Below are 17487 nucleotides of genomic sequence, written 5' to 3' on the forward strand. Positions count from 1 at the left end.
CTTATAATTGAATATAGAGATTCTTTCGTTTCAGGAACAGATTTCTTCAATATTCCCTCTATAATTTTAAAATTTAAGTTAGAATAATTATGATAAATAAAATTTCTAAAACCTTTTATCTGAGTCCAGTTTATCCTATCTGAATACTTCTGTTTTACTTCCTCTGATAATTTGCCTAACGATAACTGTTCTCCTACCTGTCCTAAATTCATAGCGATAGAATCAACTACCATATCATCATCTAAAGGTAAATTATATCTTCTTGCTTTATACAAAACAGCATCGGCCTTATCAAGATATAAAACCATATCCTTCAAATATGCTATATCAGTTTCAAGAGATTGACTTCTCATAAATAACCTCTCTATCATTCAAAAAATTTTTCTTGACTAACTTCCCAATGTTTGTTTTTGGAGAAAGTAAATCACTAACCAATAGAATATCTATATTACCATCAAAAATAGTCAAAAGTCTACCATATACATCAAAATATATAGAATCATCCTCTAACTCCAAAGCAATATCAACATCACTTTTCCCATCAGCTTCGCCCCTAGCATAAGAGCCAAATAGATAAATTTTAGATAAATCATATTGTTTAGCAACAGGAACAATTTTTTCCTTTATCTGATCTATTGTATAAACCATAACCGAACCCCTTTAGATTATATCTATCCACACTTTTATTTCACCTTACTCAGAATCAAGTTTAACTTCAAAAGGAATACTTCTTGTCAACACACTTTGCTTCAAAAATAACTTCACAGCAGTTGACATATCCAACCCCAACTCATTAAAAATCGCAGTCGCTTCTTTTTTCAATTCATCATCTACTCTTACAGCAATTTGTGACATAGCATTTCTCCTTTTTTATCTTGTATATCTATTGTATCACTTTTAGAAAGACGATTCAACTTTTTATATATCAGTAAATACAAAATAAAATAGACCATCTTCCTGATCTACTTTATTCTATATTCATTGACTTTAATTTTCTTTTTGATCATAGTTTGGTCAACCAATGGTCAATTTCTTTAATTTCAATACTAACTAGCATGTGATAATATCTTGATTTAATCGCTTTTAACTTATTTATTTTAACTTATTTTAACGCTAATTTACATGTAGGGGGCATCTAAATACAACAAGAAAAGCCTTGAGTAAAGGCTTTTTTGCTTAAATAAAATTTTTTTCAAATTCTTTAGAAAACTAGCTTAAATCATAATCCAACACCAATTTTACAAATACCATAAACTAAGCTTATATACCCAAAACACAAAAAGTCCTCTTTCCACTATTTTAGAAAGAGAACTTTTTCTTTAGGAGAAATAACTTAATTTTTAATCAATTCGTGATAGCTCAGCTGGCACTGTTAAGTAATAGGTTGCCGTCAAGCTTGCTTCGCCTTGATTGACAAAAATCTCGATGGAATTTTTATCTAGAACAACTTCCAATTCTTTAGCTTCAATATCTACATACCGTCGACTAGTGTCCTGTTCTTCTTCACCTAGAATTTTTTGAATAAGATGGCTACGATCAATGTAAACTTGCTGCACATTACTGTCATAACCAAATTCAAGATAATCTATATCATTTCCTAAGTGGTAATGACAATCTTTATCTATTTGGATTTGATATTGGCCTTTTTTAACAGGGAATTGTCTTAGTTTGCCATCTTCCAATCTTAGAATTCTAGGTAAAGTCATGGCACATGCCCACTTGTGTTCTTGGTCATGGGTTGGAAGGGTACGCCCCCATGTCTGCATCCAAGCAATCAGGATACGACGATTTTGATCGTCCAGCAATGTTTGAGGCGCATAGAAGTCTTGCCCATGATCAATTTCTTGAACTGATTCTGGGATAAAACGTTTTTCTCCCCAATCTACCTTACCCGTAAACAAAACCGATGAGTTGATGTTATGGTATGAGTCTCCCTCACGCTGATAACGCATAGGTGACATAATAAGGCAATCCTTCCCATCTAACTCAAAGTAATCTGGGCATTCCCACATAAAGCCTTGGTGTTCTATCCCTTTTAAAAAGATGGATTCGAACCGCCATTCTACTAGGTTATCGGACCCTAGTAGAACGATACAGCCCACATTATCCTTGTGTTTGGCAGCTACTACGGAGTAATAGCGTCCATCTTTTTCAAAGAGTTTTGGATCACGGAAATCAGCTGCAATTAACTCATCTGGCAAGTCTGCTCCAGTTGCAACTGGATTTTGTTCAATCTTTTTAAAGTGAATCCCATCGTCTGAAAATGCCATATTTTGCACTTGACGAACACCTGTTTCTTCTTCGATATGTCCAGTGTACATGAGCCAGAGGCGATCATCCTTGACAATGGCAGAGCCTGAGAAGCAACCATTGCGGTCGTAGTCTTGGTCAGGAGCAAGTGCCACTGGCAAGTGCTCCCAAGTCACCAAGTCCTTACTTTTAGCATGTCCCCAGTGCATTGGTCCCCAGACACTATCATATGGATAGAATTGATAAAAGAGATGGTATTCTCCACAAAAATAGACAAATCCATTTGGATCATTGATCCAACCAATCTCAGCTGAAAAATGTTCTTCAGGCTTATATTGAGTATTAACGAGATGTTTATTTTCTGCTATAAAACGATTGGCTTTTTCTACTGTGTATTTCTTATCTCCCATAATCAACCTCTAGTTTTTGTTTGCTTGGTATTGGTCGTAGTATTTTTGTTTAATAGCGAGGTAATCTGAAAGTCCGTATTTTTCAAGTTCTTTCTTGTAATCATCCCACTCAGCATCAATATTGCCATTTACAATCCATTCAGCGCGCTTGCGGTAGATATAGTCATTCATATCTGCTTCGATATGGGCAATTTTGTCCAAATCTTCCTGTGTCATAAAGACTCTTGGATAGTTATTGTCATTGCTCATGTAAGGAACATAATATTCTTTGATAAGATCCAAACGCCATTTGGCATCATCTGGCATGGTTGTCACTTTACCATAGTATGAATCTAGAATAGCTAGTGGTCCTCCTACTTCAGTCTTTTGACGAAGTTCTGCTGGTGCAGTTCCGTTTAGTGGTAAGTGTTTTAGACTATTTGACGCTTGATCCAATTCAAAGATGTTTTGTTGTTTGTCATCTCCATAAGTTCCCCAGTTATTTTGCACAGATTGGAGTGGAGCGTATTGTGCATCAATCCATTTAGCTGTCAATTCTAGGTTTTTGTTTACACTGGTAATAACCATCTTGTCACGTGCAAATCCCATACCGTTTGTACGAGCTACGTGTTTTTGACCACTTGGTCCAGCAAGTACTGGTAAAACATCATAACTTTCGTTACTTCCAGTAACATTACTCTTATCCCATGTAAAGTAAACACCAAATTTCTGATCATGACCTTTAGCAATGTAACTATTCCAATCATGTTCAAAAGCTTCTTTATCAATCAAGCCTTTTTCTTGCAATTGACGGATAAATTTGACACCTTCTTTATAGTTATCGTTATCTGCTGTGAAGTCAACTTTGCCATCATTTCCAACTACTAAATGATCATCGTTATCCCCTATACCAAATGCAGCAAACAGGAATTTAAAATCTTCGTTTCCGTTACCACTAATAAATGTAAATGGAATTTCATCAGCCTCTCCATTTCCATTTGGATCCCCGTTTTTGAAAGCTTCTAGGACTTTAATCAGATCATCAGTAGTTTTTGGCATTTCAAGACCCAGTTTCTTAAGCCAATCTTTGTTAATCCAAGCCATATCGTTGACACTATGGATAGATTCTTTGCCTTCTCCAAGCTCCTCAATCCATGGGAATGAATAGATGTGTCCATCAGGTGCTGTCATCAAGGCCTTGTATTCTGGTTTCTCATCCAAAATTTTCTTAAGATTTGGCATATATTTATCAATCAAGTCTTCAACTGGAATAATAACACCTTTCTTAGCCCAGTTCATCAAGTCCACATCTGAAGCTCCGTCGTTGTGGATAGCATCTGGTAGATCACCACTAGAAATATCCAAGTTACGTTTTTCTGCAAAGTCGGATTGGTAGTTGGTCCAGTCAATATGAACTCCTGTTTCCTTTTCCAAACGTTGCAAAATCAATTTTTCATTTGGGTCTTTGGGAGCTAACGGTGAACTGGCTGTCATAAACTTCAATGTTTTCTTTTCTTGAAGCGGGAATGTTACACCTTCCAACTTATAATCTGGACTTGAAGCTGTATTTTTTGAGCCACAGGCTGCAAGTACTGCTAAACTAGCTGTCAACAAAACTGCTGATTTTGAGAATGTTTTGAATTTCATGAGAAAACTCCTTTTATTTTTTCTATTTTTATCCTTTAAGTGAACCGGCCATAATTCCTTTATCAAAGTATTTTTGGAAGAATGGATACATAACAATCAATGGCAAACTGGAAATGACAATAGTTGCGTACTTAATCAATTCAGCTAACCGTTTCATTTCATTCATAGCCGCTTGTGCTCCAATCATGTCTTGACCTGGTTGGCTCTGAATGAGAATTTTACGAAGTACAAGTTGCAATGGTTCCAAGTTTGGATCCTTGATATAAATCATTGCATCAAAGTATGAGTTCCACTGTCCTACAAAAGCATAGAGGAAGAGAACAAACATAATTGGTTTTGCAAGAGGAAGCATGATTTTGAAGAAAATCTGCAAGTCATTCGCTCCATCAATGACCGCTGCTTCTACCAATTCTTCAGGCAATCCTTGGAAATAAGCCCTAGCAAGAATAATATTCCAAACATTGACAGCACCGGGAACGATGATAGCCCATGGAGTATTCAGCATTCCTAAATCTTTTACCAGCAAGTAAGTTGGGACTAAACCACCACCAAAGAACATGGTTACAATCAAGAAGTAGTTAATCCAACGACGTCCAACCAAGTCTTTCTTAGAAAGAGGATAAGCTGTAAACACAGATAGCAAGACTGTTAAAGCCGCAAAGCCAAAAGAGTATAGTAGAGAATTGATAAAACCTCTTAGAATAGATTGGTCACTGAATACACGCTGGTAACCTTCTACCGTCCAATCGGCTGGATTAAAGCTAATCCCTCTACTAACCAGAACTTTAGGATCCATAAAGGATGCTACGACGATATAAAGTAAAGGAAGTAAGGTTATCAAAACGATAAAGACAATAATGATTTTATTTAAGAGTAAGATACGTCTATCAAATTTTGTATCCATAATCGAATTTTTCATGCTTCCCTCCTTAAATTCCTTCACCATTATTCATGCGTTTAACGATTTGGTTAACTGCAACAAGCAATACTACGTTAATCACTGCATTAAACAAACCAACCGCTGTTGAGTAAGAATAGTCTCCTGATACAAGACCAACTTTATAGACATATGTAGAGATAATTTCAGAAGTTGGCAAGTTTAACGATGTCTGCATTAAGAATGCTTTCTCATATCCAACATTCATAATTCCACCTGCAGCTAAAACAAATTGGATAACCATAATAGGCTTAAGAGCTGGAATATCAATGTGCCAGATTCGTTGGAAGATATTGGCTCCATCCAGTCGGGCTGCTTCTACTAAGGCTGGATCTACATTTACCAATGTTGCCGTGTAGAGCGTTGAAGCCCAGCCCATTCCTTGCCAGATACCACTAAAGATGTATAAGGGTCTAAAGAAGTCTGGATTTGTCAAGAAGTCAGCCTTCATTCCAAACATAGAAAGAAAATTGTTAATTGGTCCTCCCACTGAAAAGAAGAGGAAAATCATACCAACGATAACAACGACTGAGATAAAGTTTGGTGCGTATAAAATGAGCTGAATTCGTTTTTTGACTTTTTCACTCAAGAGTTGATTGAGCATAATAGCAAGAATGATTGGTGGTAAAAAACCAAGCAATAAACCATAGATACTTAATTTTAAAGTATTGGCTAACAAGATACCAAAGTTGGGAGAGGATATGAATTTTGTAAACTCAGAAAAACCAATCCAATCACTCCCTAAAATTCCTTTTAAGGGATTATAATCTTTAAATGCGATTAAAACCCCATACATAGGGATGTATTTAAAGATAAAGGTTAAAACTAAACCAGGGACAGTCATCAATAACAAGAATTTTTGTTTCTTGATTCTTTCCCAAAGAGAAACTTGCTTCGCTTTGCTATTCATAGCAACCTCCTTTTCTGAAACGTTTCATTTTTGCTTGGAAAAGATAGCGCTTGGCGCTGTCTATTTATTTTGTTTTTGAAACGTTTCATTTTTGTTTTAAAAAAATAAATCTTTTTTTATCTGAATTCATTCTAACATTGTTAGCGTTTTCTGTCAAGACTTATTTTCATTTTTTGTTGTTTTTCCTTCAACAAATTTCACTGGTAGGATTGTCTGCAAATTAACAGTCTTTCCATCAATAATATCAAACAAAATCCGAACCGCTTCTTTTGCCATTTCTTCCAATGGTTGTTCAATAGTTGAAAGTAGATAATCTCTATCTCCAGCCATTTTAATTCCATCGTATCCAATAATTTGGACATCATGAGGAATACGTTTACCATTTTTTTCTAGTATATCAATAACATCTAAAGCTGCAAAGTCGTTAATTGTAAAAATTCCATCTATAGAATGATTGTCTTCCAAGAAACTCTCTAGCTTTCCATGATAGTCAGTAACTGTCTCATCCAAATCAAAAATACTAAGAGGTATTTTATGCTCTTGGACATACTTTTCAAAGGAAATTCTACGACGTTTGGTTTCATTAATGGTTGTATTATGTCCGCCCACAAAGGCTAAATGCTGACATCCTTTACTAATTAATTGTTTAGCTGCTTCTCTTCCACCTGCATCATTATCTGATGAAACACAAGGAATGGCAATATCTGAGTATGTACGGTCAATACTGACAAATGGAATTCCTGACGACAGGTAATGTTCAATTGGACTATAGGTAATAGCAACCACTCCATCAACTTTATTATGACGCAACATCTCCAGATAGTCTTGCTCTCGATTTGTACCATTTATAGAACATAAGAGTAATTTATTATTCCTCTTATAGACTTCATTTTCCACATGCATAGCAAATTCTGAAAAGAAGGGATGCCAGATACTTGGTACAATGATTGCAATCGTTTCTGTTCGATTTTTTTTCATTCCTCTAGCGTAGTAATCTGGAATGTAATTCAAAGTTTTAATCGCTTGCTCCACTTTTTTCAAGGTTACTTCTTTAATGCCTTTTTCTTTATTAATCACACGTGAAACTGTTCCAACACTAACTCCTGCTTCTAAAGCAACATCTTTCATGGTAATTGATTTTCTTTGTTCTACCATCTTATCACCTCCTTTCAATATATAGTATCATGCAAACGCTTTTTAAGCAACTATTTCTCAATCATTTTTCTCCAGATCATTTTTACCATCATGGATAAAATCACTCCAATCGACTTTTGATACCCCCTTCAATATTCATGTATAGACATCTACATAAAACAGGAAAAGACTTTGTTTGCTTTCTATCTCCTCTTTTTCATAATATATTTCCGTACAGGTGCTTCAACCATTTGAACGATTTCAAATCCTTCTTTTTGGTAAAGATTCTGAGCTCTTTGATTTGCTTCGAGGACATTTAAAGAAATACTGTCTATATCTTCATTTTCAAAGGCCAAACTAACAAATTTCCTTAAAGCCTGCCTACCTAAGCCCTGCCCCTGTTTCTGGGGGTTGATAAAGAATCTTCCAATATGAAGATTGCTGTCTTCTAGCCTGATTTTCTGGATAAGCCCGACAAACTCGTGTCCATCAAAGATTGAAAAGACTCCTTCCAAGTCTTGCAAGGCTTGAAGGGTCAGTGGAAAAGGAATCCTTGGTCCCATCCATTGTTCTTGAAAGGATTTGCCAAGGGAGTTGGACCATTGGCATACGAGCTGAGCGTTTTCTGTGCTCACCTTTTCTTCAAAACGAATTATCATCTTGACCTCACCATCTTATCTATGTCTCTCCATTATACTACTTCTCCTATTTTTTACGAATAGATAAGTATGATTGATATTTATTTTTTTCTTGTCGGGAGTATTCTCGCTTCCTTTCTTGGTTTGGTCATTGACCGTTTTCCAGAGCAATCCATTATCAGTCCAGCCAGTCACTGCGATTCCTGTCAGACTCGCTTGCGTCCCTTAGATTTGATTCCGATTCTCTCACAGGTCTTCAATCGCTTTTGCTGTCGCTACTGCAAGGTCCGCTATCCTGTCTGGTATGCCCTCTTTGAACTAGGCTTAGGACTCCTCTTTCTGCTTTACTCTTGGGAATTACTTTCCTTGAGTCAAGTCATCCTAATCACTGCTGGTTTGACCTTGGGCATCTACGACTTTCGCCATCAGGAATATCCCTTACTGGTCTGGATGACTTTCCACCTAATCCTAATAGCTTCCTCTGGCTGGAATCTGGTCATGATCTCCTTCCTCATACTTGGAATTTTGGCTCATTTTATCGATATCCGCATGGGTGCAGGGGATTTCCTTTTTTTAGCTTCTTGCGCTCTCGTCTTTAGCGCAACAGAATTGCTCATCTTGATTCAGTTTGCTTCTGCAACGGGGATTCTAGCCTTTCTCCTGCAAAAGAAAAAGGAAAGACTTCCTTTCGTGCCTTTCCTCTTACTCGCTGCTTGTGTGATTATTTTTGGTAAGCTACTGCTTGTTTGATAAAGTCCAATTTCTGCCATATGTCCTTCATGAAATTATTTCACAGTTGAATTATAAATTATTTCTTTTGTACAAAGGAATGATGTTATCAAATCGATCTGTTCTTTTATCTTCTTGATACTGATCAAAAAATTTCATTTCGACTGAAAATATTTCGCTTATAAACTGTAAACGAATACTTTGTTTAGACATTATAGTCGCTAGACTGACTAGATGATTACTCAAAACGACGTCCAGAATACTCTTTACTTTGCTTGGTTTTTTAACAAAAATTTGATCATCCAGAGGTTCTATCATTTTGTAACCTTTTTGCGCAATTTGACGATAAAAGTAAGAATGTTGCTTTGGAGTCAATAATCCTAACTTAAAAGCTCGATACTCTAAAGCCTGTATCGAAACATTCAAATCCGACTTCAATAAAATATAACTATCAGGATTGCTGACACGCTTGCCAACCCTCTCTTCAAATTTGACTAAAAACTCTTCTTTTGGCAATAAAAAACATGATGCAAAATAATTTGCTTCTTGCTCCAAACGATCGCCATCTTCATTCATATCTTTATATTTGTGTAAAAGAATATGTCCTAGCTCATGAGCTAAGTCAAAATTTCGACGTACAGATGATTTATTCGTTCCCAACACAATATAAGGTCTTCCCAATTTTGACCATGCGCTATAAGCATCAGCTTGACCATTAATTAATCGTTCCACGATATAGATGCCTGAACGTTCTAATTTATAAAGCAAATCATGATTATCTTTTGAAATACCTAATTTTTCCCTGGCATAAAGAGCCAATTCCTCAATGGATTTTCCCTTATGATAAGATTCACTCACTACATTACTTAGGTCATGAATTGTAATATTAGGTATAATTACAAAACTTTCAAAATAATCAATCAAACTATCTACCTTATGTAAATACATAGTTTGAATATCTATTGTTTTCCGTGTTGCTAGGTCTGCATTTCTAAAGGCAATTACAGAAGAATCAAATCGAATGCTCTCCTCTTCCTGTTCAAAATAAGTTAAATCAACATGAAATTGGTTGGCCAAATGCATTTTGGTTGATAATTTAGGTTTCGTTTCGTTGGACTCAAACTGCCAAATGGCTTGTTCCGTTAAATTAATTCTCTGAGCCAATTCTGCTCTACTTAAACCATTTAACAGCCGTAATTCTTTCAATACCCGACCATTAAACATTTACATACTCCTTACTACTTTTGACCTTCTTGTTTTTCTATTCTTGGAATAATTTCAAAATCTTCTGTTTCCGATAATTCTGAAAAATTAGGAATATTTTGATATTTAGCTTCTTCGAAATGGTACGAACTTGATTGAATATACTCAGACAAATCCTGAATCAAGTGTAACTGACCAGTTCGTGCATCAGGCATAACAACATCTACAGATATAATATTGTTTTCTGAGTCCGCCTCATAAGTTAAAATCATAAATTTTTCGATATTCGAATTTTTGGTAGCTTGTTCAATTTCTTGAATCATTTCATCAGAAACTAACTCCATCTGAATTGGAAAAGAATGACTATCTTCATCATTTTTGTAGGAAGAATGTTGATTAAGATAAAGTGTATTCATCCGAGCATATTCAAATAAGTAGCCACTCTTATTTTTTTGTACCAAAGGAAATTGGCTCGTAAGTCGCTTCTTACCCTTTATAATTAACAATACTTTCCCATATTTTTCTGTATTTGTTTCAAATTCTAAATATCCCCAAGTCTGTCCTGCTAATTGTAATTTATACTCAAACAAATCTGCTGATGCAAATGCATTATCAATATGATTAGGTCGCGTCCATGCATAACCATTCGACACTTTCATTGTCTCTCTTTTTTCTAGACGTTCATCTACATAATCTTTTTGCCCTTTCATCAAAGTATCTACAATTTTTTGTGCCTCAAGCGAATCAAAGAGATCCTGATTCAACATAATTCTTCCTCCTCCGAATACTTTTTAATGAATTATATCATTTTCTTAAAGAAATTACTACAATAATTAGCTTTTTCTTAAAGTTATATATTAGAGTAATTTAGCAAATGATATCTAAAACCAGCTTTTCTCCTGCAAAAGAAAAAGGAAAGACTTCCTTTTGTGCCTTTCCTCTTACTTGCTGCTTGTGTGATTATTTTTGGTAAGCTACTGCTTGTTTGATAAAGTCCTGAATCGGCTCTCCTTGGTGGAGGGCTTTTACAATTTTCGAACCGACAATAACACCATCCGATACCGCATTGAAGCGTTCTACATCAGCTTGACTAGATACGCCAAATCCTGTCAAGACTGGGATATCGGCCACTTGATGAAGTTGTGCCAAGTGCTTGTCCAAATCTGCGCGGTAATTGCCTGATTTCCCTGTCACCCCATTGATGGCAACCGCATAGACGAATCCTTCTGCCCCATCAATCAACTCTTTCTGACGCTCAAGCCCTGTCGTCAAACTAACTAGAGGAATCAAGGCGATGTCTGTATCTGCCAAAAATGGTTCTACAAAGTTGGCATGCTCATGAGGCAGGTCTGGGATAATCAAGCCCTTCACAGCTGTATCAGCCAGATCTTTGACAAAATTCTCCACACCGTACTGAAAGAGGGGGTTGAAGTAGGTCATGATGACCAGTGGAACCTCTGTTTCAATTGTTTTCAAGGTTTCAACCAAAGCCTGGGTAGAGGTCCCGTGGGCTAAACTGCGCAGGCCAGCTTCTTCGATAACAGGTCCATCTGCAACAGGATCTGAAAAGGGAATGCCCACTTCAATTGCAGAGACACCTAAATCTTCTAAAAAGTGAATTGTTTCCCCAAGTCCATCCAAACCTTTCTCATGGTCTCCAGCCATGATATAGGGAACGAAAATTCCTTTTCCAGCTGCTTTTATAGCGTTTAATTTTTCTGTTAGTGTCTTAGGCATGAGCTTCTCCCTTCTTTGCTGCATCTGCTTCCAAGCGGTCCTTGACTTGAACCACATCCTTGTCCCCACGACCTGATAGACAGACAATCATAGACTTGTCTGGTCCAAGTTCTTTGGCCAATTTCACCGCAAAGGCGATAGCATGACTCGATTCCAAGGCTGGGATAATCCCTTCCACACGAGACAAGAGTTGGAATCCTTCCAAGGCTTCTTCGTCTGTTACAGGGACATAGCTGGCACGTTTAATATCGTGGTAGTGAGAATGCTCTGGACCGATACCAGGATAGTCCAAACCTGCTGAGATAGAGAAGGCTTCAAGAATTTGACCATGGGCATCTTGGAGCACATCCATGAGGGAACCGTGAAGGACACCTGGACGACCCTTGGTCAAGGTAGCTGCGTGGTGCTCTGTATCCACACCAAGTCCAGCCGCTTCAGCTCCATACATAGCTACAGACTCATCTTCTACAAAGGGATGGAAGAGCCCAATAGCATTAGATCCACCACCAACACAGGCTACTAGGGCATCGGGCAGATTTTGACCTGTCATATCGCGATACTGTTGTTTAGCTTCGCGACCGATGACACTTTGGAAGTCACGAACGATTTCTGGAAATGGATGAGGCCCCAAGGCAGAACCAAGGATATAGTGGGTATCGTCGATATTAGCCACCCATGAACGAAGGGCTGCATTGACCGCATCCTTGAGCACGCGCGAACCATCTGTTACAGCCTCGACCTTGGCTCCCAAAAGCTCCATGCGGAAGACATTGAGGGCTTGGCGTTTGACATCTTCCTCACCCATGTAGATGGTACATTCCATGTTAAAGAGGGCCGCAGCAGTTGCAGTTGCCACACCGTGCTGACCAGCACCCGTTTCTGCGATAATTTTCTTTTTACCCATGCGTTTGGCAAGCCAAACTTGTCCTAAGGCATTGTTAATCTTGTGGGCTCCTGTATGGTTAAGGTCTTCCCGTTTGAGATAAATCTTGGCTCCGCCGATATGCTGGGTCAAGTTTTTTGCGTAATAAAGAGGAGTTTCACGTCCTACGTACTGGCGCAAAAGCTGGTTTAATTCCTCTTGGAAACTTGGGTCTGCCTGACTTTCACGGTAGGCCTTCTCCAACTCCAAAACTGCTGTCATCAATATTTCTGGGACAAAACGTCCGCCGAATTTTCCGTAAAATCCATCTTTATTTGGTTCCTGATATGCCATGCTTTACCCTCTCTATAAATCTTCTAATCTTTTCATGATCTTTTTGTCCATCTGTCTCCACTCCGCTTGATACATCTACTGCATAGGGAGTAAAGTGTTGAATTGCTTTTACTACATTGTCTTCATTAAGCCCACCTGCGATAAAGAAAGACTGAGTTAATCCAGTCGTATCCAGTTGAGCCCAGTCAAAGGTCTGGCCACTTCCTGCCACAGGGGCATCAAAGAGTAGATAATCTGCCTGAGAATTGGGGACATGCCCATTTCCATCTACCTGCACAGCCTGAATACTGGCACAAGGCAAATTCTCAAATAAATCATCTGCCACCTGACCGTGAACTTGAACCAAGTCCAAGCCAACTTTGTCAATCGCTTCTAGCAGTTCTGCCCGACTTGGTGAAACAAATACACCAACCTTTTTCACATCCGCAGGAATAAGCTTTGCCAGCACAGCTGCCTCTTCTAAAGTCACCTGTCTTTTACTAGGTGCAAAGACAAAACCGATATAATCGGCTCCTGCTGAAACGGCTGTTTCCACCGCTTCTTTGGTCGATAGTCCACAAATTTTAACCTTTGTCAATCTGCAACTCCTTGGTTCTCTGGGCTACATCTTCTGCCTGCATGAGAGCTGTCCCTACTAAAATTCCGTTAAAGTATGGCGCTAGTCGTTCCGCATCCTGCCCTGTGAAAATAGCAGATTCAGAAATGTAATAACGTCCTTCCTTAAAGTGTTGGGACAAGTCTACACTGGTCTGCAAGTCGACTTCAAAGGTAGTCAAATTGCGATTATTGACCCCGATAATCTGGGCACCAAGTCTGTGAGCCACTTCTAGTTCAGCTAGATTGTGGGTTTCCACTAAGACTTCCAGACCAAGTTCCGTCGCGTAGTCATAAAGTTCCTTAAGACGTTCTTCTGACAAGGCTGCCACAATGAGCAAGATGACTGTCGCACCTGCATTGCGAGCGCGGATGATTTGCTTTTCATCGATGATAAAGTCCTTGTTGAGCGTCGGAATGTTTACCTGACTGGAAATCTCCCTTAGATAATCCAAATGACCTTTAAAGAAAACCTCATCTGTCAAAACAGAAATCATCACTGCACCATTTGCTTCATAAGTCTGGGCCTGTTGCACAATATCCACATCGAGATTGATATCTCCCAAACTAGGGCTAGCTTTCTTGACCTCAGCGATTACCTGCAAGCGGTCCTGATGATTCTTCAAAAATTCTGCCAAGCGATAGGTCTGGCGCAGAGGCTGGATTTGCTCCAGCTTCATCTGCTCCACCTCACGCGCCTTCTGCTCTAAGATTCGTGCTAAAAATTCCTGACTCATTTTTGGTACTCCTGTAACAGTCTGAGTTTTTCAAGGGCCTTGCCTCTAGCAATCACTTGACGGGCCAAGGCAACTCCTTCCTTGATGCTATCAATCTTACCATTAGCATAGAAACCAAGACCAGCATTCAAGACTGTCGTTTCCAAGAATGGACTTGCTTCGTTTTTCAGAACGCTGAGCAAAATTTCTGCATTTTCCTGAGCATTCCCACCACGAATATCTTCCATAGCATAGCCTTCCATTCCCAAATCCTCTGGAGTAAAGCTTGACAAACTGATTTCGCCATTTTCAAGAAGTGCAATCTTGGTTGTTCCGTTCAAGCCAGCTTCATCCAACCCTTCTGGTCCAGCAACCACGATGGCACGTTTGCGACCCATATTTTTCAAAACCTGAGCTGTACTTTCTAGGAGTTCTGGACGACTAATTCCAAGAAGCTGTGTTTCTAAAGCCATTGGATGAATCAGTGGACCAGTCAAATTCATAATCGTTGGAATTCCCAATTCCAAACGAGCTGGCATGATGTATTTCATAGCTGGGTGCATATTTTTAGCGAAGAGAAAGACGATTCCAGTTTTATCAAAGACCTTACCTAGTTCAGCTGGTTTGAGGTCAAGATTGATTCCCAAGGCTTCGAGGACATCTGCGGAGCCAGATTTAGAAGAAATCGAGCGGTTACCATGCTTGGCCATGTGAATACCGCCACCAGCCAAGACAAAGGCTGCAGTTGTGGAAATATTAAAACTGAAAGACTTGTCCCCACCTGTACCACAGTTGTCCATGGCATCATGAATCTCAGTTGGAATATGCTGGGCATGTCCTCTCATGACTTGGGCAATGGCTGTGCGTTCTTCAGGTGTTTCCCCCTTCATCTTAAGAGCTAAGAGGAGAGAAGCAATCTGCGCTTCAGTTACACGCCCAGTTACGATACGCTCAATGACATCCATCATTTCCACACCTGATAAATTTTCAAATTTTGCTAGTTTTTCAATAATCTCTTTCATCCTAGTTTCCTCACTTTACAACCTTCTCGATAAAATTCCGAATAGAAGACAAGCCGTCTGGCGTTCCAATGCTCTCTGGATGGTACTGGAAGCCATAAATCGGTAGGTTTTTATGTTGAATCCCCATGATGGCTTGGTCATCAGTCGAACGAGCTGTCACTTCAAAGTCTTCTGGCATTTCCTCAATCAAAATACTGTGATAACGCATGACCGCACGGCCATCCTCAATACCTTGATACAAAACAGATGGCGCTTCAAAGTTGATATTGCTCTGTTTCCCATGCATGACTTTTGGAGCCAAACCTAGCTTACCACCAAAGACTTCTGCAATGGCTTGGTGACCCAAACAAATCCCTAGAATCGGCTTCTTGCCTGCAAAATCACAAATCATGTCTTCCATCTTTCCAGCATCAACTGGCCAACCAGGACCAGGAGAAAAGACCAGACCATCTGCTTTTTCAGCTTCTTCATACAGCTTGGAATCATCATTTCTCAGAACCTGAACTTCTGCAAAATTCCCAATGTATTGGGCCAAGTTATAGGTAAAAGAATCATAGTTGTCAATCAATAAAATCATGGTCTTAGTTCTCCAATTCTAGTCATAGATTTTGCTTTGTTAATGGTTTCTTGGTATTCGTTTTGGGCGATAGAGTCGTAGACAATCCCTGCCCCAGCCTGCACATAGGCTCTTTGATTTTTGAGAATCATGGTTCGGATGGCAATGGCCAAATCCATATCACCCGTCGCAGACAAGTAGCCGATTGCTCCCGCGTATACGCCCCGTTTTTCTGTTTCCAGTTCATAGATGCGTCTCATAGCTCGAATCTTTGGTGCTCCAGAAACTGTTCCAGCAGGAAGTGTTGATTTCAAGGCATCCATAGCAGTGAGTTCTGGAAGCAAACGTCCCTTGACCACGCTGGTCAAATGCATAACATAGCGGAAGAGCTCCACCTTCATATACTTAGTAACTTGGACACTGGCCGTTTCAGAGATGCGGCCAATATCGTTACGCCCCAAGTCTACCAACATTCGATGTTCTGCTGTTTCCTTCTCATCAGAGAGGAGGTCAGTCGCCAAGGTCTTGTCTTCTTCATCCGTAGCCCCTCTTGGTCGCGTCCCTGCAATCGGATTGGTTGTCACGATGCCATTTTTGACAGAAACTAAACTTTCTGGACTAGCTCCGATGATTTGATAATCCCCAAAATCATAGAAATAAAGGTAATTAGAAGGATTAGTCACGCGGAGATTTCTGTAGAAGTCAAATGGATTTCCAGTAACTTCTGCTGAGAAACGCTGGCTGAGTACACATTGGAACATATCTCCGTTACGAATCAAGTCACGAGCTGTTTCTACCATTCCCTCAAACTTATGTGGAGCGATATGCGGTTTGAAGTCTAACGGAGATAGATCCAAGTCTTCAAATTCATTTGGAGCAGGAATGCGTAATTCCTCAAGCACTTGGTTCAAGGATTTTTCCAAGGCCTCTTGACTGCGCTCACTATAGAGAGCATCCTCGATGACATGAATTTTTTCCTTCTTGTGGTCAAAGACAATGTAACTCTCATAGACGAAGAAATGCATGTCTGGCGTTCCAATTGTATCTTCAGGAATTTGACCAATTTCTTCATAAAGCGAAATCATATCGTAACCAACAAAACCAATAGCTCCACCACCAAAAGGGAGCTCTGAATGGTGCTGGCTCTTATGAGTCACTTCATAAAGGAAATCCAAGGGATCCTGATCAATCATTTTCCCATTTTGGTAAAGAACTCCATTTTCAAACTTAATCTCAAAAACAGGATTATAGGCTAAGATAGAAAAACGAGCTGTTTCCTTGTCTCTCGGAATACTCTCTAAGATAACCTTGTGTTGTCCCTTTAAGCGCATATAAGCTAAGATTGGTGATAAGACATCTCCATGAATGATTCGTTCCATTGTAATTTCCCTTTCAGTTCTACTTCTAGTCCGTGGCGACTGTATGAAAAATCCCCACGCAAAATAACTTGCGTGAGGACGAAATTCGCGGTGCCACCTCAATTATAGGATTTCTCCTATCTCTCATTCCTGTCTTAGAAAGATTCTGTAACAGGCTGTGCGATAAAGGGCACTCCCTTGAGAATGATGTTTTCTTCTCTCGTTTCAGATGGACCCAACCTTACAGTTTTCTCTGCTTGTTTTCAGCAACCACAAGCTCTCTGTGAGAGAAAGGACTGTAATTTTTCCATCTTTTATTTTTTAGCTTCTAGGTAGTCTGCAATCGCAGCTACGTCCTTGTCTCCACGACCAGAGACATTGATGAAGAGATGTTCATCTCGGTACACCTTTATACTCTTCAAACCGCGTCAACTTCACCTTGCCGTAGGTA

At 39.1% G+C, this 17487-nt stretch carries 19 protein-coding genes, 1 pseudogene and 1 other annotated feature; of the genes and pseudogenes, 2 read left to right on the top strand and 18 right to left on the bottom strand.

All coding sequences use genetic code 11. The features are described 5' to 3' along the window. The 9 genes from HT736_RS06970 to HT736_RS07010 all read right to left on the bottom strand — a co-directional run. On the bottom strand, positions 1-353 hold a 353-nt coding region (locus HT736_RS06970; RefSeq protein ID WP_172930872.1), incomplete at its 3' end, for a HepT-like ribonuclease domain-containing protein. After that, positions 334-648: a nucleotidyltransferase domain-containing protein gene (locus tag HT736_RS06975; RefSeq protein ID WP_000263130.1), complete on the bottom strand. Its 315-nt coding sequence runs from the start codon at positions 646-648 to the stop codon at positions 334-336. The genes HT736_RS06970 and HT736_RS06975, both read right to left, overlap by 20 nt. Positions 649-693: 45 nt before the next feature. Continuing rightward, entirely contained in the window at positions 694-855 is a 162-nt protein-coding gene (locus tag HT736_RS06980) for a type II toxin-antitoxin system RelB/DinJ family antitoxin (RefSeq protein WP_000077979.1), read from the bottom strand. Positions 856-1340: 485 nt separating this feature from the next. Then, entirely contained in the window at positions 1341-2660 is a 1320-nt protein-coding gene (locus HT736_RS06985) for a glycoside hydrolase family 32 protein (protein ID WP_172930873.1), read from the bottom strand. Between the two features lie 9 nt (positions 2661-2669). Then, entirely contained in the window at positions 2670-4286 is a 1617-nt protein-coding gene (locus HT736_RS06990) for an ABC transporter substrate-binding protein (RefSeq protein ID WP_101514765.1), read from the bottom strand. 28 nt (positions 4287-4314) lie between these two features. Next, positions 4315-5205 carry a carbohydrate ABC transporter permease gene (locus tag HT736_RS06995; RefSeq protein WP_000797956.1) on the bottom strand — a complete coding sequence of 297 codons (891 nt, stop codon included), beginning with the start codon at positions 5203-5205 and terminating at the stop codon, positions 4315-4317. Between the two features lie 10 nt (positions 5206-5215). Continuing rightward, positions 5216-6133, bottom strand: coding sequence for a sugar ABC transporter permease (locus HT736_RS07000; RefSeq protein WP_101514766.1), 918 nt, complete (start codon positions 6131-6133; stop codon positions 5216-5218). Between the two features lie 153 nt (positions 6134-6286). Then, positions 6287-7288, bottom strand: coding sequence for a LacI family DNA-binding transcriptional regulator (locus tag HT736_RS07005; protein ID WP_050207426.1), 1002 nt, complete (start codon positions 7286-7288; stop codon positions 6287-6289). 182 nt (positions 7289-7470) lie between these two features. Further along, entirely contained in the window at positions 7471-7926 is a 456-nt protein-coding gene (locus HT736_RS07010) for a GNAT family N-acetyltransferase (RefSeq protein WP_000586773.1), read from the bottom strand. A 69-nt stretch (positions 7927-7995) separates the two neighbouring features. On the opposite strand from HT736_RS07010, the gene HT736_RS07015 reads away from it, so the two are divergent. Beyond that, entirely contained in the window at positions 7996-8655 is a 660-nt protein-coding gene (locus HT736_RS07015) for an A24 family peptidase (RefSeq protein WP_000565602.1), read from the top strand. Between the two features lie 51 nt (positions 8656-8706). On the opposite strand, the gene HT736_RS07020 is transcribed toward HT736_RS07015, so the two are convergent. Both HT736_RS07020 and HT736_RS07025 read right to left on the bottom strand, forming a co-directional pair. Continuing rightward, positions 8707-9858 carry an XRE family transcriptional regulator gene (locus HT736_RS07020; protein WP_000481761.1) on the bottom strand — a complete coding sequence of 384 codons (1152 nt, stop codon included), beginning with the start codon at positions 9856-9858 and terminating at the stop codon, positions 8707-8709. A 14-nt stretch (positions 9859-9872) separates the two neighbouring features. Further along, positions 9873-10604, bottom strand: a complete 732-nt coding sequence (locus tag HT736_RS07025) for a hypothetical protein (protein WP_023940758.1) — start codon at positions 10602-10604, stop codon at positions 9873-9875. A gap of 123 nt (positions 10605-10727) precedes the next feature. Here HT736_RS07025 and HT736_RS07030 point away from each other — a divergent pair. Next, positions 10728-10826 (top strand): annotated as a pseudogene (locus HT736_RS07030) (prepilin peptidase); the annotation flags it as partial. Here the strand turns inward: HT736_RS07030 and trpA are convergent. The 7 genes from trpA to trpE are packed head-to-tail and all read right to left on the bottom strand — an operon-like array spanning position 10798 to position 17057. Continuing rightward, positions 10798-11574: a tryptophan synthase subunit alpha gene (gene trpA, locus HT736_RS07035; RefSeq protein WP_001127013.1), complete on the bottom strand. Its 777-nt coding sequence runs from the start codon at positions 11572-11574 to the stop codon at positions 10798-10800. The pseudogene HT736_RS07030 and the gene trpA overlap by 29 nt on opposite strands. Next, a complete protein-coding gene (gene trpB / locus HT736_RS07040; RefSeq protein ID WP_023940760.1) occupies positions 11567-12790 on the bottom strand; it encodes a tryptophan synthase subunit beta in 1224 nt (407 codons plus the stop codon). Before trpB ends, trpA begins: the two co-directional genes overlap by 8 nt. Beyond that, positions 12768-13367, bottom strand: coding sequence for a phosphoribosylanthranilate isomerase (locus tag HT736_RS07045; RefSeq protein ID WP_000169908.1), 600 nt, complete (start codon positions 13365-13367; stop codon positions 12768-12770). Before HT736_RS07045 ends, trpB begins: the two co-directional genes overlap by 23 nt. Beyond that, on the bottom strand, positions 13354-14121 hold the full coding sequence (gene trpC, locus HT736_RS07050) for an indole-3-glycerol phosphate synthase TrpC (RefSeq protein ID WP_000076540.1): 768 nt from the start codon (positions 14119-14121) through the stop codon (positions 13354-13356). Before trpC ends, HT736_RS07045 begins: the two co-directional genes overlap by 14 nt. Beyond that, positions 14118-15122 carry an anthranilate phosphoribosyltransferase gene (gene trpD / locus HT736_RS07055; RefSeq protein ID WP_050207425.1) on the bottom strand — a complete coding sequence of 335 codons (1005 nt, stop codon included), beginning with the start codon at positions 15120-15122 and terminating at the stop codon, positions 14118-14120. Before trpD ends, trpC begins: the two co-directional genes overlap by 4 nt. A gap of 10 nt (positions 15123-15132) precedes the next feature. Beyond that, positions 15133-15699, bottom strand: a complete 567-nt coding sequence (locus tag HT736_RS07060) for an aminodeoxychorismate/anthranilate synthase component II (protein ID WP_000601921.1) — start codon at positions 15697-15699, stop codon at positions 15133-15135. Further along, positions 15696-17057, bottom strand: coding sequence for an anthranilate synthase component I (gene trpE, locus HT736_RS07065; protein WP_000439608.1), 1362 nt, complete (start codon positions 17055-17057; stop codon positions 15696-15698). The genes HT736_RS07060 and trpE overlap by 4 nt, the downstream gene beginning before the upstream one ends. A 71-nt stretch (positions 17058-17128) precedes the next feature. After that, positions 17129-17354 (bottom strand) — a binding site (T-box leader). Between the last annotated feature and the right edge of the window lie 133 nt (positions 17355-17487).

Origin of the sequence: Streptococcus sp. 339 (genome assembly GCF_013277285.1) — a bacterium.
In the GTDB taxonomy this organism is placed as follows: Bacteria; Bacillota; Bacilli; order Lactobacillales; family Streptococcaceae; genus Streptococcus; species Streptococcus pseudopneumoniae.